Here is a 25035-nt window from a genome sequence, read left to right as displayed (position 1 = left end):
AAAGAAAAAAAGCAAAGCCTTCCATGGAGAAACATACAAAAAATGAAACTGAAACTCTCTCTATTTTGTATCTTGATCTAAAAAATAGAGTGCGACGTACATCGTGACGACGTCCTCGGTACGGTCAAAACGTAATCCCGTCAGCTGTTCAGCCTTAGCCAGACGATAACGCAATGTATTGATGTGTATATGCATGTCTTCAGCGGTTTGTTTCAAAGACAAATCGTGATGAAAGAAAGTCCGTATCGTATTCATAAGTTCCTGATGCTCTAGCGCCTTTCCTAATACTCTTTGCGGAAATTCGTTTCGGGTTCCCGGGCTGATCTCCGTCAGACACATATCAAGCTTCAGATCCTCTTCAAATATGGGCGTTTTTCGCTTAAGGCTGACAGCCAGCGCTTTTTCCGCTTGCTCGTATGAATCTGTCAGGCTGGAGCTTGCGACAGCCCTTCCGGCGCCAGCTGCTGTATATTGGCTGCTTGCGGTATTGGCAAACGAACAAATGTGAAGGATTTTCCGTAAAAGCCGATCCCTTTGTTCATGCTGCGGCACTTCATGATTAATCAAAATCCGTTCATTTCCCCACCTGATGAACAAATCCGCAGGGTACGAGGATTTCCAGCTGCGTGCCATTTGTTCAATATCATGAGGTGACCACTCATACCCCTGAATAAGAATCATTTGGCGCCGGGAAGAAAGGTCAACACCAAGAAGCTGAGCTTTCTCAAGAAAACTGGGAGACCACTCCTTTAATTGCAGCCAATCGATCATAAAGGACTCCAGCATTCTCTCACGCCACTGGGATTGCTCTAAGTGCCGCGATTCCTTAATGAACAGTTCTGTCATTTTTCGAAGCAGTTCTCCGAATGGCTGAATCTCTGCAGGCTCACCTGTCAGCCCGAAGACGGCAATCACATCATGGTCAAAAAATACAGGGAGGTTTATGCCTGCTTTCACTCCTTTTAACCTTGTTTCATCTTCTTTTGTAATAATCACGCTGCGTCTTTCTTTTGCGCAGATAAGCGCTCCCTCATGAAATTGTCCGACACGCTCATCGTTTGTGCCTGCCATAATAAGACCGTCCGTGTTTACAATAATGACTTCACGTTCGTACATTTTTTTAACTTCAGCAATAATTTTTTTCGCTAATAACGGCTGTAAAAACATGGCGTTCCCCCTCATCATGTTTTTATTATATAAGAAAAAAACCGGGCGCTGTCACCCGGTTTCATGTCTTATTCGGCGGGTTTTAATCCGCCTTCAAGCGTTTTCAGCATTTCGTTTTTCTCACTTTCGGATGCGTGCTGCCAAATGACTTCGAATAAAACGCCGAGCCCTGGAAGCATTTTTTCTTCACCGCTTTGAATCGCATCTACGATTGTATGCTCAAGCTGCTCCTGATTATTGCCGGTGACATTGGCAATGACGGCATGACGTAAATTAAGATCCATGTAAAACGCTCCTTTTTCTAAAATGTAATACGTATATTCTAACCCTGCACCTGGTTTATTATGTGCTGTTCTTGCGATATAATAACATCATGTTAAAAAAAGGAGCGCCACATAGACAGTGAAACAAATAGAATCGGCAAAAAACCAAAAAGTGAAGGATTGGAAAAAGCTTCACACAAAAAAAGAACGAACAAAAACAAATACATTTCTGATAGAGGGAGAACACCTCGTTGAAGAGGCGTTGAAAAGCCCGGGCATTGTGAAAGAAATCCTTGTAAAGGATGAAACGAGGATTCCTTCAGATCTTGAGACTGGTATCCAGTGCTATATGCTGAGTGAAGATGCGTTTTCAGCTGTGACTGAAACCGAAACGCCGCAGCAGATTGCCGCTGTGTGCCATATGCCTGAAGAAAAGCTGGCAACGGCACGCAAGGTGCTGCTGATTGACGCTGTTCAAGATCCGGGAAACCTTGGCACAATGATTCGAACGGCTGATGCGGCCGGTTTGGATGCGGTTGTACTCGGTGACGGCACGGCGGACGCCTTTAACGGAAAAACACTGCGATCTGCTCAAGGATCTCACTTCCATATTCCTGTTGTGAGAAGAAACCTGCCTTCATATGTGGACGAATTGAAGGCAGAGGGCGTAAAAGTATACGGCACGGCGCTGCAAAACGGAGCGCCTTACCAGGAGATTCCTCAGTCTGAATCCTTTGCGCTCATTGTAGGAAATGAAGGTGCAGGGGTGGATGCTGCATTGCTGGAAAAAACGGATTTGAACCTGTACGTGCCGCTTTACGGACAGGCTGAATCACTAAACGTTGCGGTTGCGGCTGCCATCCTCGTGTATCACTTGCGAGGATAGTGTTGCGCCAAGCGTTGGATTTCTCTATAATAGAACATAATATTTCAAAAACCGTGACAGAGGACCTCAATTTCTGATCAACTGCTTTCCAGGGAGAAAATGCCGCTGACTGAGAGCATTTTTAACGCAGCCGGAAATTGGCTTCACCTCTTGAGTTGTCGCCGGGACCGCGTACACTGCGCGTAAAGGTGAACCGGAATCTGATTCCGTTATGTCAATGAAGCTGACGACAGCATCAGTCTGTCTGAAATAAGGGTGGTACCGCGGCCACAACTCGTCCCTTGTACAAGGGACGGGTTTTTTTTATTTTCCAAAGACATATGACGGTTTGTTTACATAAAAGGAGGATGCAAAATGGAAGAAAAGCTAAAACAGCTGGAACAAGAAGCTTTAGAACAAGTAGAAGCGGCAAGCTCATTGAAGGTTGTCAATGATATTCGGGTGCAATATCTCGGAAAAAAAGGGCCGATTACAGAAGTGCTGCGCGGAATGGGCAAGCTTTCTGCTGAGGAACGTCCAAAAATGGGGGCGCTCGCGAACGAAGTAAGGGAGCGTATTGCCAATGCGATTGCTGACAAAAACGAGAAGCTTGAAGAAGAGGAAATGAAACAGAAGCTTGCAGGACAGACAATTGACGTCACGCTGCCGGGGAACCCTGTTGCAGTCGGCGGCCGCCATCCGCTCACTGTTGTCATTGAAGAAATTGAAGATTTATTTATCGGTATGGGCTACACAGTCGAGGAAGGGCCAGAGGTTGAAACGGATTACTACAACTTCGAATCGCTCAATCTTCCGAAAGAACACCCTGCGCGCGATATGCAGGACAGCTTTTACATCACAGAGGAAACTTTGATGAGAACGCAAACTTCTCCTGTCCAAACACGGACGATGGAAAAGCATAAAGGCAAAGGTCCCGTTAAAATCATTTGCCCGGGTAAAGTATATCGCCGTGATAACGATGATGCGACGCACTCTCACCAATTTATGCAAATTGAAGGGCTTGTCGTTGACAAAAACATCAGCATGAGTGATTTAAAAGGAACGCTTGAACTCGTTGCGAAAAAAATGTTCGGGCAAGACCGTGAAATCAGACTCCGCCCAAGCTTCTTCCCGTTTACTGAGCCTTCAGTAGAAGTGGATGTGACATGCTTTAAATGCGGTGGAAACGGCTGCTCAGTATGTAAAGGAACAGGCTGGATTGAAATCCTCGGTGCCGGAATGGTTCACCCGAACGTGCTTAAAATGGCTGGCTTTGATCCGAAGGAATATCAGGGCTTCGCATTCGGAATGGGTGTTGAGCGCATCGCGATGCTGAAATACGGCATTGATGATATCCGCCACTTCTATACAAACGATGTCAGATTTATTTCGCAGTTTAAACAGGCGTAAGAGGAGGATGCAAGGATGTTTGTTTCTTATAAATGGTTAGAGGATTATGTTGATTTAAAAGGCATGGACCCGGCTGTTCTTGCTGAAAAAATTACAAGAGCCGGTATTGAGGTTGAAGGAATTGAATACAAAGGAGAAGGCATCAAAGGCGTTGTCATCGGCCATGTGCTGGAGCGCGAGCAGCACCCGAATGCTGATAAGCTGAATAAGTGCCTTGTGGATATCGGAGCTGAAGCCCCTGTACAAATCATTTGCGGCGCGCCGAATGTGGATAAGGGACAAAAAGTCGCAGTTGCAACAGTCGGAGCGGTGCTGCCGGGCAATTTCAAAATCAAAAAAGCCAAGCTTCGCGGTGAAGAATCAAATGGCATGATCTGTTCCTTACAGGAGCTTGGTATCGAAAGCAAACTTGTGGCGAAGGAGTATGCAGAAGGCATTTTCGTATTCCCTAATGACGCTGAAACAGGAAGCGATGCCTTAGCGGCTTTACAGCTTGGCGATGCGATTCTTGAGCTGGGTTTAACGCCAAACCGCGCGGATGCCATGAACATGCTTGGTGTTGCTTACGAGGTTGCCGCGATTTTAGACACTGAGGTAAAGCTTCCGCAAACGGATTACCCGGCTGCTTCAGAACAAGCGTCTGATTACATTTCAGTCAAAATTGAAGATCAAGAAGCGAACCCGCTGTACACTGCAAAAATCATTAAAAATGTCACGATTGCTCCGTCACCGCTTTGGATGCAGACAAAGCTGATGAATGCAGGCATTCGTCCGCACAACAACGTCGTTGACATCACAAATTTTGTCCTGTTGGAATACGGACAGCCGCTTCATGCGTTTGATTATGACAGATTTGGCTCTAAGGAAGTCGTAGTAAGAAAAGCAGCTGAGAATGAAATGATCGTAACTCTTGATGATCAAGAACGTAAGCTGTCCGCCGATCACCTTGTCATTACAAACGGAACGAAAGCGCAGGCCGTTGCGGGTGTCATGGGAGGAGCAGAGTCAGAGGTTCAGGAAGATACGAAAACGATTTTGCTTGAGGCTGCGTATTTCAATGGGCAGACGGTTCGCAAGGCTTCCAAAGACCTTGGTTTGAGAAGTGAATCAAGCGTAAGATTTGAAAAAGGAATTGATCCGGCGCGCGTACGTCTTGCAGCAGAACGGGCTGCGCAGCTGATCCATCTGTATGCCGGCGGTGAGGTGCTTGCTGGAACAGTTGAGGAAGATCACCTGACAATCGAAGCAAATAACATTCACGTATCTGCTGACAAAGTGAGCAGCGTTCTAGGCCTGACGATCAGTAAAGAAGAACTGATCAGCATTTATAAACGTCTCGGTTTTACGGTCGGTGAAGCGGGTGAACTTCTCGTTGTGACTGTCCCATCACGCCGCGGCGACATTACAATAGAAGAGGATTTAATCGAAGAAGCGGCAAGACTGTACGGCTACGATAACATTCCGTCTACGCTTCCTGAGACAGCGGGGACTACAGGCGGATTAACGGCATATCAGGCAAAACGCCGTAAAGTCAGACGCTTCCTTGAAGGCGCAGGCTTATCACAAGCCATCACTTACTCACTGACAAACGAGAAGAAAGCGGCAGCGTTTGCAATTGAAAAATCACTGAATACTGTGCTTGCGCTTCCAATGAGTGAAGAAAGAAGCATTCTCAGACACAGTCTTGTTCCGAATCTGCTTGATTCTGTTTCTTACAACCTCGCAAGACAGACTGACTCAGTTGCACTGTACGAAGTCGGTTCCGTTTTTCTGACGAAGGAAGAGGACACAAAACCTGTTGAAACAGAACGCGTGGCAGGAGCTGTTACCGGATTATGGCGCAAGCAGCTATGGCAGGGTGAGAAGAAACCAGTTGATTTCTTTGTTGTCAAAGGTATTGTCGAAGGGCTGTTAGACAAACTCAACGTCCTAGACAGCATTGAATTTGTACAGTCTGAACGCAAACAGCTGCATCCGGGCAGAACAGCGAACATTTTATTGAATGGTTCTCTGATCGGCTTCATCGGCCAAGTCCACCCTTCATTGGAAAAAGAACTGGATATAAAGGAAACATACGTATTTGAGCTCGATCTTCATGCGTTGCTCGCAGCAGAAACAGCACCGCTTGTTTACACGGCGATTCCGAAATATCCGTCTGTGACACGTGATATCGCCCTTGTAACAGATAAAACCGTTACAAGCGGACAGCTCGAGAGCGTCATTAAAGAGGCTGGCGGCAAGCTTCTGAAAGAGGTAACCGTCTTTGACGTATACGAAGGCGAACATATGGAGGAAGGCAAGAAGTCAGTCGCTTTCTCACTCCAGTATGTCAACCCTGAACAAACACTGACTGAAGAAGAAGTGACAAAGGCGCACAGCAAAGTGCTGAAAGCGTTAGAAGACACATATCAAGCTGTTTTAAGAGGCTGAGAAAAAAGCTTGCAGAGAAATCTGCAAGCTTTTTTCTATGAGCGTTTTTTATCAGCAAGGCGCTGCGCTTTTTGCGTATTGGCGAAATGGAGTTTTGTAAAGGTTCTGAGTGCAGATGCCCCTTTTTTGAGGATCAGCTTGGCGGCCGCTTCATCAACGTGCGGACCGGCTCCTTTCGGAAGTGTCATTCCTGCCTCGCGTGACAGTTTATCCATTTCCATTAAAAATGAATATCTTGCAATGATTGAAGCAGCGGCGACAGCCAGGTGAATACCTTCAGCTTTTGTGCTAAAATAGGTCCGCTCCTTCACAATGTCTCTGCCCTTTAAATGATTGAAGTAGACGCCTGGCTCAGCGAATTGGTCAATCAAAATGGCCTCAGGCTTTATTCCATCCATTTTCCTTAATAAATGGGTGATCGCCTGATTGTGCAGCAATGCTTTCATTTTCCCTTGGCTCATGCCTTTTTCCTGCATGCTGTTATACTTTTCATTTTTTAAAACCAGCAGGCTATATGGAATAGTTTTGATCAGGTTTCGGGCAATCTCGATGATTTGCGGATCTTTTAAATCTTTAGAATCCTTAACACCGAGTTCCTTCATTAAAGGAAGCATGGTTTTGTCGACGTACGCGCATACAACCGTCATTGGGCCAAAGTAATCTCCGGTTCCGACTTCGTCAGAACCGATAACAGACATTCCGGCGATATCTGCCGGAGGGGCATAGCGGGGATCAGCCGGCTTTTTGGCCATTTTCTTCTTTTCCGGCTCTGCTGTTCCCCAGCGCGCGGATTCTGCCGCTGCGTTTTTGCCTTGAAACAAGACCTTGCCGGATTGATATGCTGTAATGGTACAGCCGGGCGGTTTCGCCTGAAAAACGGCTCCCTGCGGAACAGAGGCTGTAAGCGAACCGCTGTATGTCATTTTCATTTGGTCAATAGCAGACAACGATACTTTTATCACTGAATGGGACACGTAATAATCTCCTTTTTTTACACTTTTCGCTGTATATACCAGTGTATCATAACAGCGGGAGGCTCGTCTTTCCATTCATTTAATAAACGTGTTATGATAAGAACTAGGATTCTCGCGGAATGGAGGAGAAACGTTGTCTGACGGCAAAAAAACAAAAACAACCGTTGACATTTACGGCCAGCACTTCACGATTGTCGGTGAAGAAAGCAGAGCCCATATGAGGTATGTCGCCGGAATTGTTGATGATAAAATGAGAGAAATCAATGAAAAAAATCCATACCTTGATATAAATAAACTTGCAGTGCTGACAGCGGTAAATGTGGTGCACGATTATGTCAAATTACAAGAGAAATGTGAAAAACTGGAGCGTCAGCTTAAAGAAAAGGATTGAACAACTATGCTAGATATCATCATCTTAATCTTGCTCCTGATGGGGACTTTACTGGGGTTAAAACGCGGTTTTATCCTGCAGTTTATCCGCTTGACGAGCTTTATTTTATCAATTGCCTTTGCGGCTTTATTCTATAAAAACGTGGCACCGCATTTACATTGGATTCCCGCACCCGATTTTTCAGCGGGACAGCCGGCTCTTTCTTTTTTTACGGGGAATTTGGAAGCAGCGTACTATAATGCGATTGCGTTTATCGTTTTATTTATCATTGCTAAAATCTTACTGAGAATCATCGGCTCGTTCCTGAGTATTGTAGCCGGCATTCCGGTGATTAAACAAATCAACCAGATGCTGGGAGCCGTTCTCGGTTTTCTAGAAGTCTATTTATTTACATTTGTGCTGCTGTATGTCGCATCCGTTCTGCCGGTAGACGCGTTGCAGCAAATGATGGGGCAATCGTCTCTCGCAAATGTGATCATTAACCATACACCGTACTTGTCAGGGCTTTTACAAGAGCTGTGGACACAGTACGGGGCATAAAAAAACTTCTCTTGTCCGGAGAAGTTTTTTTCAAGTATGATGGAAACATATGTGAACGTCTGGGGGTTATGATATGCATAAAAAAGATATTATCCGGCTGCTTGAAACCATTGCAGTCTATATGGAACTAAAAGGGGACAACCCGTTTAAAGTATCTGCCTTCCGAAAAGCAGCGGCAGCCTTGGAACAGGATGACCGCAGTTTATCAGAAATGGACGATATGATGTCGCTGTCCGGCATTGGAAAAGGAACGTACAGCGTCATTAAAGAGTATATAGATGAAGGAAAGTCAAGCACGCTCGAATCGCTGCAGAAAGAAGTGCCGGAAGGACTCGTGCCTTTATTGAAGCTGCCAGGGCTCGGCGGCAAAAAAATCGCAAAGCTGTATAAAGAGCTCGGCGTACATGATGCAGAATCTCTGAAGGAAGCCTGTGAACAGCAAAAGGTACAAGGTCTTGCGGGCTTCGGCAAAAAATCGGAAGAAAAAATATTACAGGCGCTCGGGGAAGCCGGAAAACAGCCTGAACGGTTCCCGATCGGCTACGCCCTCCGGATCGCGCGGGAAATTGAAGAGCATCTTTCTCAATTTACGCATATCATCAAATTTTCTCGTGCCGGAAGTCTCCGCAGAGCGCGGGAAACGGTGAAGGATCTGGATTATATCATTGCTACAGATCATCCGGCTGAAGTAAGAGAGCAGCTTCTTGAGCTGCCAAACATCAAAAGCGTGATCGCAAGCGGAGATACGAAGGTGTCCGTCATCCTTTCCTTTGAATATGAAACAAGCGTCGATTTCCGTCTTGTGACGGAAGAGCAGTTTCCGACAACACTCCATCATTTTACGGGATCAAAGGATCACAATATTAAGATGCGCCAAATCGCCAAAGAACGCGGCGAGCGGATCAGTGAATACGGCGTTGAGACAGTTGAAACCGGAGAGATCAAAACATTTCCGAGTGAACGTGAATTTTATGCGCACTTCGGCCTGCCGCTGATTCCGCCGGAAATTCGTGAAAGCGGACAGGAAGTGGAAACCTACAGCGACAGCATTGAACTGATAGAGCCCGGGCAAATCAAAGGTGATCTCCACATGCACTCAACGTGGAGCGATGGTGCATTTTCGATCAGAGAGATGGCTGAAGCCTGCATCAAAAAAGGCTATCAATACATGGCGATCACCGATCACTCACAATATTTAAAGGTCGCCAACGGGCTTACTGCAGAAAGACTTAAGCAGCAGGCAAAAGAAATTGACGCGCTGAATGCAGAGTTTGAAAACTTCCGTATTTTGAAAGGCGTTGAGATGGATATCCTGCCTGACGGTACGCTCGATTATGATGACGATGTGCTTGCGGAAATGGATATCGTTATTGCATCGATTCATTCCAGTTTTAATCAGCCGGAACACGTGATTATGAAACGGCTTGAGACGGCACTGACAAACAAGCATGTTGACATTATCGCACACCCGACCGGGCGCCTTATCGGCAGACGGGCCGGTTACGAAATCGATATTGATCAGCTGATTGAGCTTGCGAGGAAAACAAATACGGCGCTTGAACTCAATGCCAACCCTGCGCGCCTTGATCTGCGCACAGAGCATTTAATGAAAGCAAACGAACAAGGGGTTACATTGGTGATTAATACTGATGCCCATAATATTGAGATGTTAGACGATATGAAAACTGGCGTTACTGCCGCGCGCAAAGGATGGACGGAAACGAAAAACGTTCTGAATGCCCGGTCGCTTAAAGACGTAGAGGCATTTCTGAAGCGCAACGATTAAGTAAGGAGGCTCACACAATCGTGCAGCAAAAAGTATTATCAGCTCTTGAATTTCATAAAGTGAAAGAACAGGTTATTGGGCATGCCGCTTCATCGCTCGGAAAAGAAATGCTTCTCGAGCTTAAGCCTTCTGCTTCTATAGACGAAATCAAAAAACAGCTGGATGAAGTAGACGAAGCTTCTGACATTATCCGGCTGAGAGGCCAAGCGCCATTTGGCGGCCTTGTAGATATCAGAGGAGCGTTAAGACGGGCGGAAATCGGCAGCGTTCTCAGTCCTTCTGAATTCACTGAAATCTCAGGCCTGCTTTATGCAGTTAAACAAATGAAACATTTTATCACGCAAATGGCTGAAGACGGTGTCGACATTCCGCTGATCCATCAGCATGCTGAACAGCTTATCACGCTGTCCGATTTAGAGCGGGACATTAATTCCTGCATTGATGATCACGGAGAAGTGCTTGATCATGCATCGGAAACATTAAGAGGAATCCGCACACAGCTCAGAACACTCGAATCAAGAGTCAGAGACCGGTTAGAGTCGATGCTGCGTTCCTCTTCCGCATCGAAAATGCTGTCTGATACGATTGTTACGATTCGGAATGACCGCTTTGTGATCCCGGTCAAACAGGAGTACAGATCCAGCTATGGAGGAATTGTGCACGACACCTCATCCTCTGGTGCGACACTATTCATTGAACCGCAGGCGATTGTAGATATGAACAATTCCCTTCAGCAGGCGAAAGTGAAAGAAAAGCAAGAAATTGAACGGATTTTGCGTGTGCTGACAGAGAAAACGGCAGAGTATACAGAGGAGCTATTTCTAGATTTGCAAGTGCTGCAGACGCTTGACTTTATTTTTGCAAAAGCTAGATATGCAAAAGCGGTTAAAGCGACAAAACCGATTATGAACGACACCGGCTTTATCCGTTTGAAAAAAGCCCGCCATCCATTGCTTCCGCCTGATCAGGTTGTTGCCAATGACATCGAGCTTGGCCGCGATTTTTCAACCATTGTCATCACAGGGCCAAACACCGGGGGGAAAACAGTCACCCTTAAAACGTTAGGCCTGCTAACCTTAATGGCGCAGTCAGGTCTTCATATCCCGGCAGATGAAGGGTCAGAAGCGGCAGTATTTGAGCACGTATTCGCTGATATCGGTGATGAACAGTCGATTGAGCAAAGTTTAAGTACGTTCTCATCCCATATGGTGAATATTGTCGGCATTTTAGAACAGGTCAATGAAAACAGCCTTGTGCTTTTCGATGAACTTGGTGCAGGGACAGATCCGCAGGAGGGGGCGGCCCTCGCCATGAGCATCTTGGATGACGTGCATCGCACCAATGCACGAGTGTTAGCTACGACGCATTATCCGGAATTGAAGGCGTACGGCTATAACAGAGAAGGCGTCATGAATGCCAGCGTTGAATTTGACATCGAAACGCTGTCACCGACCTATAAACTTTTAATTGGTGTGCCGGGTCGAAGCAATGCTTTCGAAATTTCAAAACGCCTCGGGCTCCCGGACCATATCATCGGGCAGGCGAAGTCAGAAATGACGGCCGAGCATAACGAAGTCGATACGATGATTGCGTCGCTGGAACAAAGCAAAAAACGTGCGGAAGAAGAGCTTTCTGAGACAGAATTAATCAGAAAAGAAGCGGAAAAACTGCATAAAGAGCTGCAGCAGCAAATCATCGAGCTTAACAGCAAAAAAGACAAAATGCTTGAAGAGGCAGAACAGCAGGCTGCTGAAAAAGTAAAAGCGGCAATGAAAGAAGCCGAGGACATTATTCATGAATTGCGCACCATAAAAGAAGAACACAAATCCTTCAAGGATCACGAGCTGATTAACGCGAAGAAACGGTTAGAAGGCGCTATGCCTGCTTTTGAAAAGTCCAAGAAACCGGAAAAGCCGAAAACGCAAAAACGCGACTTTAAGCCTGGCGACGAGGTGAAAGTCCTCACTTTCGGGCAAAAAGGAACATTGCTCGAAAAAACAGGCGGCAATGAATGGAACGTTCAAATCGGTATTTTAAAGATGAAAGTAAAAGAAAAAGATCTGGAGTTTATCAAATCAGCTCCGGAGCCAAAAAAAGAAAAAATGATTACAGCGGTCAAAGGAAAGGACTATCACGTATCGCTTGAACTTGATCTTCGCGGCGAACGCTATGAAAATGCCCTCAGCCGGGTTGAAAAATACTTGGATGATGCGGTGTTAGCCGGATATCCAAGAGTGTCAATCATCCACGGAAAAGGAACCGGCGCTTTAAGAAAAGGCGTACAGGATCTTCTGAAAAACCACCGCAGCGTCAAAAGTTCCCGTTTCGGTGAAGCAGGTGAGGGAGGATCAGGCGTTACGGTTGTTGAACTAAAATAAAAGGGAGTATGGCCATGAGTGATTTTTGGGAAAACGAGCTTGTGGAAATCGCGGCATATTACAGTGTCGCGGTTCTCTGCCTCGTCCTCTTTTTGACTGTGTTTGAGCTGGTGACGGCTTATAAAAACTGGGAAGAGATTCAAAAAGGAAATCTTGCGGTGGCAATGGCGACCGGCGGAAAAATTTTGGGAATCGCAAACGTATTTCAGCATTCCATCTCCCAGCACAATTCGCTGCTGCAAATGATCGGCTGGGGCGTTTACGGGTTTGTTATGCTTCTGATCAGCTACTTTATTTTTGAGTTTTTGACTCCGCGGTTTAAAATTGATCAGGAAATCGAAAATGATAACCGGGCTGTCGGCTTTATTTCATTTGTCATTTCTGTCGGGCTTTCTTTTGTGGTGGCAGCCGGAATATAAGGGGACGGAGAATAAATGGAAAAGCTTGCGAAAATACTGCTCGCCGCGGCGGGAATCTTTTTGTTAATTGGTCTTATATATCTGTTCATATTATGAGAAAAAGAAAGATTTACCTTTCTTTTTCTTTTTTTTGCCGTCCATCTGCTATAATGATAAGGTGGATCTCTAAAATCGAAAGGGGAGGTTTTATGCAGTCTCAAAAGCCGTGGCTTGCCGAGTATCCCAACGATATCCCGCATGAGCTTCCGTTGCCGAATAAAACCCTGCAATCCATCCTGACAGACTCCGCCGCACGATTTCCTGATAAAACCGCAATATCGTTTTATGGAAAAAAACTCACCTTTCATGACATTCTGACGGATGCTCTTAAACTTGCAGCTTTTTTGCAGTGCAATGGCCTGCAAAAAGGAGACAGAGTGGCTGTTATGCTGCCCAATTGCCCGCAAACAGTGATTTCTTATTATGGCGTCTTGTTTGCCGGTGGCATCGTGGTGCAGACGAATCCGCTTTATACCGAGCATGAGCTTGAATACCAGCTTAGAGATGCTCAGGTAAGTGTAATCATCACCTTAGATTTGCTTTTCCCGAAGGCAATAAAAATGAAAACGCTATCAATAGTTGACCAGATTTTGATAACCAGCGTAAAAGACTATTTGCCTTTTCCGAAAAATATTCTTTACCCGCTGACGCAAAAACAAAAAGTGCATATCGACTTTGACAAAACAGCTAACATTCACACGTTCGCTTCCAGTATGAAGCAGGAAAAAACTGAACTCCTGACAATCCCGAAGATCGATCCTGAGCATGATATCGCTGTCCTCCAGTATACCGGAGGAACAACCGGAGCTCCAAAAGGGGTCATGCTCACGCACCAAAATATTTTGGCAAATACTGAAATGTGCGCCGCTTGGATGTATGACGTGAAAGAAGGCGCTGAAAAAGTGCTGGGCATCGTTCCATTTTTTCATGTCTACGGACTGACGGCAGTCATGAACTATTCGATTAAACTAGGCTTCGAAATGATTCTTCTTCCTAAGTTTGATCCGCTCGAAACACTGAAAATCATCGACAAACACAAACCGACGCTCTTTCCTGGCGCACCGACAATTTACATTGGCCTTTTGCATCACCCTGAATTGCAGCATTATGATCTGTCATCCATTAAAAGCTGTCTTAGCGGATCAGCCGCGCTCCCCGTGGAGGTAAAGCAGAAATTTGAAAAGGTGACTGGCGGAAAGCTTGTGGAAGGCTATGGTTTGTCTGAGGCATCCCCAGTGACGCACGCCAACTTTATCTGGGGAAAAAACAAGCCGGGCAGTATCGGCTGTCCTTGGCCGAGTACGGACGCTGCGATCTATTCTGAAGAGACGGGTGAGCTTGCCGCTCCGTATGAGCATGGAGAAATCATTGTAAAAGGTCCGCAAGTCATGAAAGGATACTGGAATAAACCAGAGGAAACCGCCGCAGTGCTGAGAGATGGCTGGCTGTTCACCGGGGACATGGGCTATATGGATGAAGAAGGCTTTTTCTATATTGCTGACAGGAAGAAGGATATCATCATTGCCGGCGGTTACAATATTTACCCGCGTGAGGTAGAAGAAGCGCTTTATGAACATGAAGCCATCCAGGAAATTGTTGTCGCAGGCGTTCCCGATTCCTACAGGGGAGAAACAGTAAAAGCATTTGTCGTATTAAAGAAAGGCGCAAAAGCCGATACAGAAGAACTGGACGCTTTTGCGAGATCACGTCTAGCTCCCTATAAGGTGCCCAAAGCCTATGAGTTCAGAAAGGAGTTGCCGAAAACGGCGGTGGGAAAAATTTTAAGAAGGCGTTTACTTGAAGAAGAAACCGAAAATCATCATATCAAATAAAAAAAGAGAACGCCTATGAATAAACTTGACAAACCTGAAAATCCTTCTTATCATGAAATTATGAATGAATAGTCATTCATTTCTATAGGAAGGAACGATGAACATTGAAGCAAAAACGGCCAAAGTATATGCAGATTATTGATGCAGCAGTAGAAGTCATTGCAGAAAACGGCTACCACCAGTCACAGGTATCCAAAATTGCCAAACAAGCCGGGGTAGCGGACGGCACCATCTATCTCTATTTTAAAAACAAAGAAGATATTTTAATTTCTCTTTTCAAAGAAAAAATGGGTCAATTTATTGAGCGGATGGAAGAGGACATTAAAGAAAAAGCAACAGCGAAAGAGAAATTGGCGCTTGTGATTTCAAAGCATTTTTCCCTTTTAGCGGGTGACCATAATCTCGCCATTGTCACGCAGCTTGAGCTCCGCCAATCCAACTTGGAGCTGCGCCAAAAAATCAACGAAATATTAAAAGGCTACTTAAATATTTTGGATGGCATTTTGACGGAAGGTATACAATCAGGCGAAATAAAAGAAGGCCTCGATGTCCGCCTCGCCCGGCAGATGATTTTTGGAACGATTGACGAAACTGTGACAACTTGGGTGATGAATGACCAAAAGTACGATCTCGTTGCGCTTTCAAACAGCGTTTTAGAATTATTGGTATCCGGAATTCACAATAAGTAAAGGAGTTCTGTCCTATGAATGCAATTTCACTTGCGGTTGATCAATTTGTGGCAGTCTTGACGATTCACAATCCGCCGGCAAACGCGCTTTCAAGCCGGATATTAGAAGAGCTGTCTTCCTGTCTTGATCAATGTGAGAAAGATGCAGGCGTACGAAGCATTATCATTCACGGCGAGGGAAGATTTTTCTCAGCCGGCGCTGATATTAAAGAATTTACATCGCTTAAAGGCAATGAGGATTCCTCATTGCTCGCTGAGCGCGGCCAGCAGTTAATGGAGAGAATCGAAAGTTTTCCAAAACCGATTATCGCAGCGATTCACGGCGATGCTCTCGGAGGCGGGCTGGAGCTTGCAATGGCCTGTCACATCAGAATCGCGGCAGAAGATGCTAAGCTGGGGCTCCCGGAGCTTAATCTCGGTATCATTCCAGGTTTTGCGGGGACACAGCGCCTTCCGAGATATGTCGGTACAGCCAAAGCACTGGAGCTCATCGGATCAGGAGAACCGATATCCGGAAAAGAAGCGCTTGATCTCGGACTTGTCTCAATTGGAGCGAAAGATGAGGCAGAAGTGATTGAAAAAGCAAAAGCACTTGCCGCTAAGTTTGCAGAGAAAAGCCCGCAAACGCTGGCATCTTTGCTTGAACTTCTTTATTCCAACAAGGTGTATTCCTATGAAGGCAGCTTAAAGCTTGAAGCAAAGCGATTTGGGGAAGCATTTGAGTCAGAGGACGCCAAGGAAGGCATCCAGGCATTTCTCGAAAAAAGAAAGCCTCAGTTCAAAGGCGAATAAAAGGGGATATGATCATGAATCTATTTGTACTGATGAAACGGACGTTTGACACAGAAGAAAAAATCGTCATTGAAACAGGAAAGATTCAGGATGACGGAGCGGAATGGATCATTAATCCATATGATGAGTACGCGATAGAAGAAGCCATCCAGCTGAAGGAAAAGCATGGCGGCACGATCACCGCTGTCACGGTCGGCGGTGAAGAAGCGGAGAAAGAATTGCGTACGGCGCTTGCCATGGGTTGTGACCAAGCTGTTTTAATCAACATAGAAGATGATCTTGAAGAACCCGACCAATATTCCATTTCTCAAGTTTTATACCACTATATGAAGGATCAGGAGTTTGATTTGATTCTCGGCGGAAATGTTGCCATTGACGGAGGATCAGGACAAGTGGCGCCTCGGCTTGCCGAGCTACTGGACATTCCGTGTATCACTACGATCACCAAACTCGAAATCAACGGCACTGATGCAGAAGCAGAAAGGGACGTCGAAGGGGATGTTGAAAAAATCAAAACGACGCTCCCATTGCTTGTCACAGCTCAGCAGGGCTTAAACGAGCCGCGCTATCCATCGCTTCCGGGAATTATGAAGGCTAAGAAAAAGCCGCTTGAAGAGCTTGAACTTGATGATCTTGATCTGGACGAAGAGGATGCTGAACCAAAGCTGAAAACCATTGAACGTTTTCTGCCGCCGAAAAAAGAAGCCGGGAAGCTTCTCCAAGGTGAGCCTGCTGAACAGGCAAAAGAGCTTGTTTCATTGCTCCGCAGCGAAGCTAAAGTCATTTAAAACTTGGACATTCAAAGAAACAGGGGGATGTTAGAATGGGAAAAAAAGTGATCGTGCTTGGAGAAATACGCGATGGGGAATTGCGAAATGTCACCTTTGAAGCAATAGCTGCAGGAAGAACCATTTCAGGAGATGGGGAAGTCATCGGTGTTCTCATCGGTGAAAATGTACAAAGCATTGCACAAGAGCTTATTCATTACGGAGCAGATAAAGTTCTTACCGCTGAGGACCCGAAGCTGAAAACATACACGGCAGACGGGTACAGCCAAGTCATGAGAGGTGTTATCGAGCAAGAAAATCCTGATTCAGTCATCTTCGGGCATACGGCAATGGGCAAGGATCTTTCACCGAAGCTTGCTGCCCGGCTGCAAACAGGCTTAATTTCTGATGCTATAGATGTAAGCGTTACCGGAGGGAATGTTGTGTTCACACGGCCGATTTACTCGGGGAAAGCTTTTGAACGCGTCATTTCAACCGATCCGATGATCTTTGCAACAATTCGCCCCAATAACATTCAAGCTTCAGAAAAAGACACCAGCAGATCGGGGAGCATCGAAAGCATTGATGTTTCTCTTACTGACCTCCGCACTGTTATCCAAGAGGTCGTGAAAAAAACAGCTGACGGCGTTGATCTCTCCGAAGCAAAAATTATCGTTGCGGGCGGCCGAGGAGTCAAAAGCAAGGAGGGATTTCAGCCTCTGCAGGAGCTTGCAGAGGTGCTAGGGGCCGCAGTCGGGGCTTCTCGCGGGGCATGTGACGCTGATTATTGCGATTATGCTCTCCAAATCGGGCAGACCGGGAAAGTCGTTACTCCGGATTTGTACATTGCATGCGGCATTTCCGGTGCCATCCAGCATTTGGCCGGCATGTCAAACAGCAAGGTGATCGTCGCCATCAATAAAGATCCCGAAGCCGATATCTTTAAAATAGCGGATTACGGCATCGTCGGTGATTTATTTGAAGTTGTCCCGTTATTAACTGAGGAATTCAAACAGTTGAATATACACTCATAAAGGAAATCCCGGACTTTAAAAGTCCGGGTTTTTATATTTGTAAATACATACGTACAAATATAAATGAGATAGAAAATGTCGTTGACATGTACGAACATATATAATATGGTTACTTTAAAAGCGCTTACATTCATGCTGACTCCTCAGGCAAAAGACAGATCACATATTTGACTGTGGTGCTTTTCATATCCGTATGAAAGGAATGATCAGAGGCATGTCTGAACATCAAGCAGTGATTCAAACAGATATCGTAAAAGGAACCATTAACAAAAATATATACGGTCATTTTGCTGAGCATTTAGGAAGAGGGATTTATGAGGGGATCTGGGTCGGAACGGACTCAGACATCCCCAATATCAACGGGATACGAAAGGACGTGCTGGAGGCGCTCAAACAGCTGCACATTCCTGTCCTCAGGTGGCCGGGCGGGTGTTTTGCGGACGAATACCATTGGGCAAACGGTGTCGGTGACCGTAAGACAATGCTGAACACTCACTGGGGCGGTACAATTGAATCAAATGAATTCGGAACGCATGAATTTATGATGCTTTGCGAGCTGCTTGAATGCGAGCCATATATTTGCGGCAATGTCGGAAGCGGAACCGTTCAGGAAATGTCGGAGTGGATTGAGTATATGACATTTGAAGAAGGCACGCCGATGTCAGACTGGAGAAAACAAAATGGAAGAGAAGAGCCTTGGAAGCTGAAATATTTCGGCGTGGGCAATGAAAACTGGGGCTGCGGCGGCAACATGCATCCCGAATACTACGCAGATCTGTACCGGCGTTTTCAGACTTATGTCCGCAATTACAGCGGGAATGAAATTTATAAAATTGCAGGCGGAGCAAATGTGGATGATTTTAATTGGACGGACGTGCTTATGAAAAAAGCCGCTGGCCTGATGGACGGGTTGAGTCTTCATTATTACACGATTCCGGGGGATTTCTGGAAGGGCAAAGGATCAGCCACAGAATTCACGGAAGATGAGTGGTTTATTACGATGAAAAAAGCCAAATACATCGATGAATTGATTCAAAAACACGGCACGATCATGGACCGGTACGATCCGGAGCAGCGGGTCGGGCTGATTATTGATGAATGGGGCACTTGGTTTGATCCCGAGCCAGGCACGAATCCCGGTTTCTTATATCAGCAAAACACCATTCGTGATGCACTGGTGGCGGCTTCTCATTTCCACATTTTCCATCAGCATTGCCGCCGGGTGCAAATGGCCAACATCGCCCAAACAGTAAACGTTCTACAAGCGATGATTTTGACTGAGGGCGAGCGGATGCTTTTGACACCGACGTACCATGTATTCAATATGTTTAAGGTGCACCAGGACGCTTCTCTTTTAGCAACAGAGACAATGTCTGCCGACTATGAATGGAAGGGTGAAACGCTTCCGCAAATCAGCATTTCAGCGTCGAAACAAGCTGAAGGTGATATCAATATCACTATTTGCAACATCGATCACCAAAACAAAGCGGAGGCGGAAATCGAGCTGAGAGGCCTACACAAGGCAGCGGACCATTCCGGAGTCATTCTTACGGCAGAAAAAATGAATGCGCATAACACGTTTGACGATCCTCATCATGTCAAACCGGAATCCTTCAGACAATACACGCTCAGCAAAAACAAACTGAAAGTAAAACTCCCGCCAATGTCAGTCGTCTTACTTACGCTGCGTGCTGATTCTTAATCGCGCAAGAGCGCCGGAGCTTCATGCCGGCGCTCTTTTTCAGGTTTTAAAACAGCTCCGGCAGGGCATGGTAAAGTACATGACAGTGAAGAGGAGATGTGATCTTATGCTTCGTACCATTTTAATGATTATTGGGGCAATTGTAGTGATTGGGGCCATTATCAGATTTGTGTTTTAAAAAAAGAGCATATCCCATTCAACCATATAAAAATGAGTAAACCGGCTGTGATCAGGAAAAAATAATTTGTAAGCATTAAAATAGCGTGAACGAATGGGAGATGCTATACTAAAAATCATCATTTCACATTGGAGGAATTCAATAATGGCTATCGTAAAAGCAACTGATCAATCTTTCTCAGCTGAAACAAGCGAAGGCGTCGTACTGGCAGACTTCTGGGCTCCTTGGTGCGGACCTTGTAAAATGATTGCACCTGTTCTTGAAGAATTGGATCAAGAAATGGGAGACAAACTGAAAATCGTAAAAATCGATGTAGACGAAAACCAAGAAACTGCCGGAAAATACGGCGTTATGAGCATCCCGACTCTTCTTGTGTTAAAAGACGGCGAAGTAGTTGAAACTTCAGTCGGCTTCAAACCAAAAGAAGCGCTTCAAGAGCTTGTAAACAAACATCTTTAATTTTCCGCTGCTTACATGCCAGAGCGATTCCGATTGAGGGATCGCTTTTTTTATTCGCCAATTGTGAACCATAGAGAAAAACAAACGTTCGTGTTAAACTGGATATAAAGGATTAAACATAAGGAAGGGTAACATATGAACAAACAACTGAAAGAAAAACTCGCCCTCCTTCCCGATCAACCGGGTTGTTATCTCATGAAGGACCGGCAGCAGACTGTGATCTACGTAGGGAAAGCAAAAGTGCTGAAAAACAGAGTGCGCTCCTACTTCACCGGTTCTCACGACGCGAAAACCCAAAGGCTTGTGACGGAAATCGAGGATTTTGAATATATCGTGACGTCCTCCAATCTTGAAGCGCTTATTTTAGAAATGAATCTGATCAAAAAGCATGATCCGAAATACAACGTCATGCTCAAAGACGACAAAACCTATCCTTTCATAAAACTCACCCATGAACGCCACCCAAGGCTGATTGTCACCCGCAATGTCAAAAAAGACAAAGGGCGCTATTTCGGGCCGTATCCGAATGTACAGGCAGCAAGGGAAACAAAAAAACTGCTCGACCGTCTGTATCCTCTCAGAAAATGCTCCAAGCTCCCGGACAGAGTGTGCCTTTATTATCATCTGGGCCAATGTCTTGCTCCGTGCGTAAAGGATATTTCCGAAGAGACGAACAGAGAGCTGGTTGAAAGCATTACACGTTTCTTAAGGGGCGGCTATAATGAGGTCAAAAAAGAGCTTGAAGAGAAAATGCATGAAGCTGCTGAGAATCTTGAGTTTGAACGAGCAAAAGAGCTTCGTGACCAAATTGCCCATATTGAATCAACGATGGAAAAACAAAAAATGACGATGAACGATCTAGTCGACCGTGATGTATTCGCGTACGCGTACGATAAGGGCTGGATGTGCGTGCAGGTCTTTTTCATCCGCCAAGGGAAGCTCATTGAACGCGATGTCAGCATGTTCCCGCTTTATCAGGAAGCAGATGAAGAGTTCCTCACGTTCATCGGGCAGTTCTATTCAAAAAACAACCACTTCCTTCCGAAGGAGATTTTAGTTCCAGACAGCGTAGATCAATCCATGATCGAGCAGCTGCTGGAAACAAACGTTCACCAGCCGAAGAAAGGCCCGAAAAAAGAACTGCTCATGCTGGCCCATAAAAATGCGAAAATCGCATTGAAAGAAAAATTCTCTTTAATCGAACGGGACGAGGAGCGTTCAATCGGGGCTGTGCAGAAACTAGGTGAGGCATTAAATATTTATACGCCGCACAGAATTGAAGCGTTTGATAACTCAAACATACAGGGGACAAACCCGGTTTCCGCGATGATTGTGTTTATCGACGGCAAACCATACAAAAAGGAATACCGCAAATATAAAATCAAAACCGTTACAGGGCCGGATGATTACGGTTCTATGAGAGAGGTTGTCAGAAGACGCTATACGAGAGTGCTTCGTGAGAATCTGCCGCTGCCCGATCTGATCATCATTGACGGAGGAAAAGGGCAGATCAACGCAGCAAGGGATGTCATTGAAAATGAACTCGGCTTGGATATCCCGATCGCCGGTTTAGCGAAAGATGAAAAACACAGAACCTCAAATTTACTGATCGGTGATCCGCTGGAGGTGGTGTATCTGGAACGAAACAGCCAGGAATTTTACCTCCTGCAGCGCATTCAGGACGAGGTGCACCGTTTTGCAATCAGTTTTCACAGGCAAATCCGCGGAAAAAGCGCGTTTCAATCCGTTTTGGACGACATCCCGGGTATCGGAGAGAAAAGAAAGAAAATGCTGTTAAAGCATTTCGGTTCCGTTAAAAAAATGAAGGAAGCAAGCCTTGAGGACATCAAAAAAGCCGGTGTTCCCACAGCGGCGGCTCAGCTCCTTTACGACAAATTGCAAAAATAATGTTGTCCTTTTAAATAAGATCTGATAAAATGTGAACTAATTTCATAGTTAGATCGTGTTATATGGTGAAGATAGAGGTGCGAACTTCAAGAGTATGCCTTTGGAGAAAGATGGATTCTGTGAAAAAGGCTGAAAGGGGAGCGTCGCCGAAGCAAATAAAACCCCATCGGTATTATTTGCTGGCCGTGCATTGAATAAATGTAAGGCTGTCAAGAAATCATTTTCTTGGAGGGCTATCTCGTTGTTCATAATCATTTATGATGATTAATTGATAAGCAATGAGAGTATTCCTCTCATTGCTTTTTTTATTGTGGACAAAGCGCTCTTTCTCCTCACCCGCACGAACCAAAATGTAAAGGGTGGTAATACATGGGTCTTATTGTACAAAAATTCGGAGGCACTTCCGTCGGCTCAGTCGAAAAAATTCAAAATGCGGCAAACCGCGCAATTGCAGAAAAACAGAAAGGCCATCAAGTCGTTGTCGTCGTTTCAGCAATGGGAAAATCCACTGACGAATTGGTCAGCCTTGCAAAAGCTATTTCTGACCAGCCGAGCAAACGCGAAATGGATATGCTGCTGGCGACAGGCGAGCAGGTCACGATTTCACTCCTTTCAATGGCATTGCAGGAAAAAGGCTATGACGCTGTGTCTTATACTGGCTGGCAGGCGGGAATCCGTACGGAGGCCATTCACGGAAACGCCAGAATTACAGATATCGACACTTCGGTTTTAGCAGACCAGCTTGAAAAAGGAAAAATTGTCATTGTTGCAGGATTCCAAGGCATGTCAGAGGATTGTGAAATTACGACATTGGGCCGGGGCGGTTCAGATACAACAGCAGTTGCTTTGGCTGCCGCTTTAAAAGCTGATAAATGTGACATATACACAGACGTGCCAGGCGTGTTTACAACCGATCCGCGCTATGTGAAATCAGCGAGAAAACTTGAGGGCATCTCATACGATGAAATGCTTGAGCTTGCCAATTTAGGCGCCGGTGTTCTTCATCCGAGAGCAGTTGAGTTCGCGAAAAATTACCAAGTGCCGTTAGAAGTGCGTTCAAGTACAGAAACCGAAGCGGGAACATTAATTGAGGAGGAATCATCCATGGAACAGAATTTAATTGTCAGAGGCATTGCATTTGAAGATCAAATCACAAGAGTAACCATTTACGGGCTGACTAGCGGCCTGACAACTTTGTCTACTATTTTTACAACACTTGCCAAAAGAAACATAAACGTGGATATCATTATCCAAACGCAGGCCGAGGACAAGACTGGAATTTCCTTCTCTGTCAAAACAGAAGATGCAGACCAAACCGTTGCGGTGCTTGAAGAGTATAAAGACGCGCTGGAATTTGAGAAAATCGAGACAGAAAGCAAATTGGCTAAAGTATCTATTGTTGGATCCGGCATGGTCTCAAATCCCGGTGTAGCGGCTGAAATGTTTGCTGTACTGGCGCAAAAAAACATTTTAATCAAAATGGTCAGCACATCTGAAATCAAAGTGTCAACAGTCGTAAGCGAAAATGACATGGTGAAAGCAGTCGAGTCGCTTCACGATGCATTTGAGCTTTCAAAACACCCTTCAGCTGTGTAATGACAATCAAAAAGGCGGGACTATGCAGTCACCGCCTTTTTGATTACACTGGGTCTTTCATATCCCATTTCACAGTCAGAACCACTTTATCGGCTCTCTTTTTCACTTGTTCATATGATTCGGCAATCTGATCATTCATCAATTGAATTTGTTCAGCGATAAAACCAGCCTCCAGCTGAAAGCAAGGTTCTTTCTGATGTTTAAGCCGGTTGGAAATGATCGGCCCTTCAAGTTCAAATTCAAGCTCCTGTTTTTTAGCGCTTACGTTGGTGAGGGTTCCCCAGCCCGCTTCTTCAAAGAAGGCCGGAAATTCCTCCCATGATTCAAGAGGAAACTTACGGGCGAGATGTTTTCCTGCCCAATACATCATGGAAGAGTAATCTTGGCCAAGCATATCTGGGAGAACGATCTCTCGTATTAGTTCGTAGGCATAGGCGTTCATTTCAATTTCTTTTAGGTTGTCAATAGATGCTTCAAATTTAGACTTCATATCTGTCTCCCCTCTCTCCTGCGTATATTATAGCTTAAACAGGGGGGAGGATTACAGAATGATCCTGTAATTCTTATGAAAAATTAAGCAAGAAATATATATTGATAAAATAAAATTTTTCAATCAACTAATCAATTCGGAAAATTATAATTTATGTACGCGTTTTCTTGACGCCCTTTTGAGGGAGGAGTAAAATGAAATTGTCAATAAATCTTAATAAAGTGCTTACAATTGAAAGAAGTGGGGGAAGAGATTTAGCACATTTCGCACTTATCAAACAGGGGGTAAAGTAATGTCTGGGAACAGAGAGTTTTATTTTCGAAGATTGCATTCCTTGCTTGGCGTCATACCGGTCGGCATCTTTCTTATTCAGCATTTAGTCGTCAACCAGTTTGCCGCAAGGGGCGCTGAAGCATTCAATAGCGCTGCTTATTTTATGGATAGCCTGCCTTTCAGGTATGCCTTGGAAATTTTTATTATCTTCTTACCATTAATTTATCATGCAGTTTATGGTGTGTACATAGCGTTTACTGCGAAAAATAACGCAGGCCAATACAGCTACATGAGAAACTGGCTATTCGTCCTGCAGCGTGTAACCGGTATCATCACCCTCATTTTTGTCAGCTGGCACGTGTGGGAAACCCGCATTGCCGCACAAATGGGCGCTGAGGTCAATTTCGACATGATGGCGAATATTTTGAGCTCTCCGGCTATGCTTGGTTTTTACATTGTCGGTGTTTTATCAACAATTTTCCACTTCTCGAACGGTTTATGGTCTTTCGCTGTTACTTGGGGCATCACGGTAACGCCTCGTTCTCAAAGAATTTCGACATACGTTACGCTGATTATTTTTGTTGCACTGTCATACGTAGGCTTAAAAGCGATTTTTGCATTTGTTTAAGAGTACTAGATTACTAGAGGGAGAGG

The 25035-nt window shown here is 45.3% G+C and carries 23 protein-coding genes and 1 riboswitch; of the genes, 18 read left to right on the top strand and 5 right to left on the bottom strand.

Annotated elements, in window-relative coordinates:
* Positions 1–60: 60 nt before the first annotated feature.
* Both NST79_RS14855 and sspI read right to left on the bottom strand, forming a co-directional pair.
* On the bottom strand, positions 61–1167 hold the full coding sequence (locus NST79_RS14855; protein WP_004398908.1) for a CdaR family transcriptional regulator: 1107 nt from the start codon (positions 1165–1167) through the stop codon (positions 61–63).
* A gap of 68 nt (positions 1168–1235) precedes the next feature.
* The gene (gene sspI / locus NST79_RS14850) at positions 1236–1451 is read right to left on the bottom strand and encodes a small acid-soluble spore protein SspI (RefSeq protein ID WP_003229525.1); all 216 of its coding nucleotides are present in this window, start codon (positions 1449–1451) and stop codon (positions 1236–1238) included.
* A 118-nt stretch (positions 1452–1569) separates the two neighbouring features.
* On the opposite strand from sspI, the gene NST79_RS14845 reads away from it, so the two are divergent.
* Positions 1570–2316: an RNA methyltransferase gene (locus tag NST79_RS14845; protein ID WP_003246182.1), complete on the top strand. Its 747-nt coding sequence runs from the start codon at positions 1570–1572 to the stop codon at positions 2314–2316.
* Positions 2317–2382: 66 nt separating this feature from the next.
* On the opposite strand, the gene NST79_RS14840 is transcribed toward NST79_RS14845, so the two are convergent.
* The gene (locus tag NST79_RS14840; RefSeq protein ID WP_004398812.1) at positions 2383–2589 is read right to left on the bottom strand and encodes a hypothetical protein; all 207 of its coding nucleotides are present in this window, start codon (positions 2587–2589) and stop codon (positions 2383–2385) included.
* 81 nt (positions 2590–2670) lie between these two features.
* Here NST79_RS14840 and pheS point away from each other — a divergent pair, with 81 nt between their 5' ends.
* Together pheS and pheT are read left to right on the top strand one after the other, a co-directional pair.
* Positions 2671–3705 carry a phenylalanine--tRNA ligase subunit alpha gene (gene pheS / locus NST79_RS14835; RefSeq protein ID WP_003229529.1) on the top strand — a complete coding sequence of 345 codons (1035 nt, stop codon included), beginning with the start codon at positions 2671–2673 and terminating at the stop codon, positions 3703–3705.
* A 15-nt stretch (positions 3706–3720) separates the two neighbouring features.
* Positions 3721–6135, top strand: a complete 2415-nt coding sequence (gene pheT, locus NST79_RS14830; RefSeq protein WP_212059305.1) for a phenylalanine--tRNA ligase subunit beta — start codon at positions 3721–3723, stop codon at positions 6133–6135.
* Between the two features lie 35 nt (positions 6136–6170).
* Here pheT and rnhC read toward each other — a convergent pair whose 3' ends face one another.
* Positions 6171–7109, bottom strand: coding sequence for a ribonuclease HIII (gene rnhC, locus NST79_RS14825; RefSeq protein WP_015251512.1), 939 nt, complete (start codon positions 7107–7109; stop codon positions 6171–6173).
* 133 nt (positions 7110–7242) lie between these two features.
* On the opposite strand from rnhC, the gene zapA reads away from it, so the two are divergent.
* The 14 genes from zapA to NST79_RS14755 all read left to right on the top strand — a co-directional run bounded on the left by zapA (position 7243) and on the right by NST79_RS14755 (position 23618).
* A complete protein-coding gene (gene zapA, locus NST79_RS14820; protein ID WP_003229534.1) occupies positions 7243–7500 on the top strand; it encodes a cell division protein ZapA in 258 nt (85 codons plus the stop codon).
* A gap of 6 nt (positions 7501–7506) precedes the next feature.
* Positions 7507–8040, top strand: a complete 534-nt coding sequence (locus tag NST79_RS14815; RefSeq protein WP_003229537.1) for a CvpA family protein — start codon at positions 7507–7509, stop codon at positions 8038–8040.
* 73 nt (positions 8041–8113) lie between these two features.
* On the top strand, positions 8114–9826 hold the full coding sequence (gene polX / locus NST79_RS14810; RefSeq protein ID WP_015384310.1) for a DNA polymerase/3'-5' exonuclease PolX: 1713 nt from the start codon (positions 8114–8116) through the stop codon (positions 9824–9826).
* A gap of 20 nt (positions 9827–9846) precedes the next feature.
* Entirely contained in the window at positions 9847–12204 is a 2358-nt protein-coding gene (locus tag NST79_RS14805) for an endonuclease MutS2 (RefSeq protein WP_212059303.1), read from the top strand.
* A 14-nt stretch (positions 12205–12218) separates the two neighbouring features.
* Entirely contained in the window at positions 12219–12623 is a 405-nt protein-coding gene (locus NST79_RS14800) for a DUF350 domain-containing protein (RefSeq protein ID WP_003237674.1), read from the top strand.
* Positions 12624–12811: 188 nt separating this feature from the next.
* Positions 12812–14494, top strand: coding sequence for a long-chain-fatty-acid--CoA ligase LcfA (lcfA, locus tag NST79_RS14795; RefSeq protein WP_015251514.1), 1683 nt, complete (start codon positions 12812–12814; stop codon positions 14492–14494).
* A gap of 104 nt (positions 14495–14598) precedes the next feature.
* A complete protein-coding gene (fadR, locus tag NST79_RS14790; protein WP_003229547.1) occupies positions 14599–15183 on the top strand; it encodes a fatty acid metabolism transcriptional regulator FadR in 585 nt (194 codons plus the stop codon).
* Between the two features lie 14 nt (positions 15184–15197).
* The gene (locus tag NST79_RS14785) at positions 15198–15974 is read left to right on the top strand and encodes an enoyl-CoA hydratase (RefSeq protein ID WP_212059301.1); all 777 of its coding nucleotides are present in this window, start codon (positions 15198–15200) and stop codon (positions 15972–15974) included.
* A gap of 14 nt (positions 15975–15988) precedes the next feature.
* Positions 15989–16762, top strand: a complete 774-nt coding sequence (gene etfB / locus NST79_RS14780) for an electron transfer flavoprotein subunit beta (RefSeq protein WP_014480500.1) — start codon at positions 15989–15991, stop codon at positions 16760–16762.
* 35 nt (positions 16763–16797) lie between these two features.
* A complete protein-coding gene (gene etfA, locus NST79_RS14775) occupies positions 16798–17775 on the top strand; it encodes an electron transfer flavoprotein subunit alpha (RefSeq protein WP_004398999.1) in 978 nt (325 codons plus the stop codon).
* Between the two features lie 214 nt (positions 17776–17989).
* Positions 17990–19477: an alpha-N-arabinofuranosidase gene (gene abfB / locus NST79_RS14770; RefSeq protein WP_212059299.1), complete on the top strand. Its 1488-nt coding sequence runs from the start codon at positions 17990–17992 to the stop codon at positions 19475–19477.
* A gap of 322 nt (positions 19478–19799) precedes the next feature.
* Entirely contained in the window at positions 19800–20114 is a 315-nt protein-coding gene (trxA, locus tag NST79_RS14765) for a thioredoxin (protein WP_003222500.1), read from the top strand.
* Between the two features lie 135 nt (positions 20115–20249).
* Entirely contained in the window at positions 20250–22022 is a 1773-nt protein-coding gene (uvrC, locus tag NST79_RS14760; RefSeq protein ID WP_017696677.1) for an excinuclease ABC subunit UvrC, read from the top strand.
* 64 nt (positions 22023–22086) lie between these two features.
* Positions 22087–22266, top strand: a riboswitch (Lysine riboswitch).
* A 125-nt stretch (positions 22267–22391) separates the two neighbouring features.
* Entirely contained in the window at positions 22392–23618 is a 1227-nt protein-coding gene (locus NST79_RS14755) for an aspartate kinase (protein ID WP_212059297.1), read from the top strand.
* Between the two features lie 43 nt (positions 23619–23661).
* Here NST79_RS14755 and NST79_RS14750 read toward each other — a convergent pair whose 3' ends face one another.
* The gene (locus NST79_RS14750) at positions 23662–24108 is read right to left on the bottom strand and encodes a YslB family protein (RefSeq protein WP_003222508.1); all 447 of its coding nucleotides are present in this window, start codon (positions 24106–24108) and stop codon (positions 23662–23664) included.
* 292 nt (positions 24109–24400) lie between these two features.
* Here NST79_RS14750 and sdhC point away from each other — a divergent pair, with 292 nt between their 5' ends.
* A complete protein-coding gene (sdhC, locus tag NST79_RS14745; RefSeq protein WP_212059295.1) occupies positions 24401–25009 on the top strand; it encodes a succinate dehydrogenase cytochrome b558 subunit in 609 nt (202 codons plus the stop codon).
* Positions 25010–25035: the final 26 nt, after the last annotated feature.

Source organism: Bacillus sp. PS196 (assembly GCF_037963555.1).
In the GTDB taxonomy this organism is placed as follows: Bacteria; Bacillota; Bacilli; order Bacillales; family Bacillaceae; genus Bacillus; species Bacillus subtilis.
This window is presented reverse-complemented; position numbering and strand designations above follow the sequence as displayed.

Coding starts and splice junctions, on each gene's coding strand:
- NST79_RS14855 (WP_004398908.1), bottom strand. CDS start 1,167: ATGTTTTTACAGCCGTTATTAGCGAAAAAAATTATTGCTGAAGTTAAA.
- sspI (WP_003229525.1), bottom strand. CDS start 1,451: ATGGATCTTAATTTACGTCATGCCGTCATTGCCAATGTCACCGGCAAT.
- pheS (WP_003229529.1), top strand. CDS start 2,671: ATGGAAGAAAAGCTAAAACAGCTGGAACAAGAAGCTTTAGAACAAGTA.
- pheT (WP_212059305.1), top strand. CDS start 3,721: ATGTTTGTTTCTTATAAATGGTTAGAGGATTATGTTGATTTAAAAGGC.
- NST79_RS14815 (WP_003229537.1), top strand. CDS start 7,507: ATGCTAGATATCATCATCTTAATCTTGCTCCTGATGGGGACTTTACTG.
- polX (WP_015384310.1), top strand. CDS start 8,114: ATGCATAAAAAAGATATTATCCGGCTGCTTGAAACCATTGCAGTCTAT.
- NST79_RS14800 (WP_003237674.1), top strand. CDS start 12,219: ATGAGTGATTTTTGGGAAAACGAGCTTGTGGAAATCGCGGCATATTAC.
- lcfA (WP_015251514.1), top strand. CDS start 12,812: ATGCAGTCTCAAAAGCCGTGGCTTGCCGAGTATCCCAACGATATCCCG.
- NST79_RS14785 (WP_212059301.1), top strand. CDS start 15,198: ATGAATGCAATTTCACTTGCGGTTGATCAATTTGTGGCAGTCTTGACG.
- etfB (WP_014480500.1), top strand. CDS start 15,989: ATGAATCTATTTGTACTGATGAAACGGACGTTTGACACAGAAGAAAAA.
- etfA (WP_004398999.1), top strand. CDS start 16,798: ATGGGAAAAAAAGTGATCGTGCTTGGAGAAATACGCGATGGGGAATTG.
- abfB (WP_212059299.1), top strand. CDS start 17,990: ATGTCTGAACATCAAGCAGTGATTCAAACAGATATCGTAAAAGGAACC.
- trxA (WP_003222500.1), top strand. CDS start 19,800: ATGGCTATCGTAAAAGCAACTGATCAATCTTTCTCAGCTGAAACAAGC.
- uvrC (WP_017696677.1), top strand. CDS start 20,250: ATGAACAAACAACTGAAAGAAAAACTCGCCCTCCTTCCCGATCAACCG.
- NST79_RS14755 (WP_212059297.1), top strand. CDS start 22,392: ATGGGTCTTATTGTACAAAAATTCGGAGGCACTTCCGTCGGCTCAGTC.
- NST79_RS14750 (WP_003222508.1), bottom strand. CDS start 24,108: ATGAAGTCTAAATTTGAAGCATCTATTGACAACCTAAAAGAAATTGAA.
- sdhC (WP_212059295.1), top strand. CDS start 24,401: ATGTCTGGGAACAGAGAGTTTTATTTTCGAAGATTGCATTCCTTGCTT.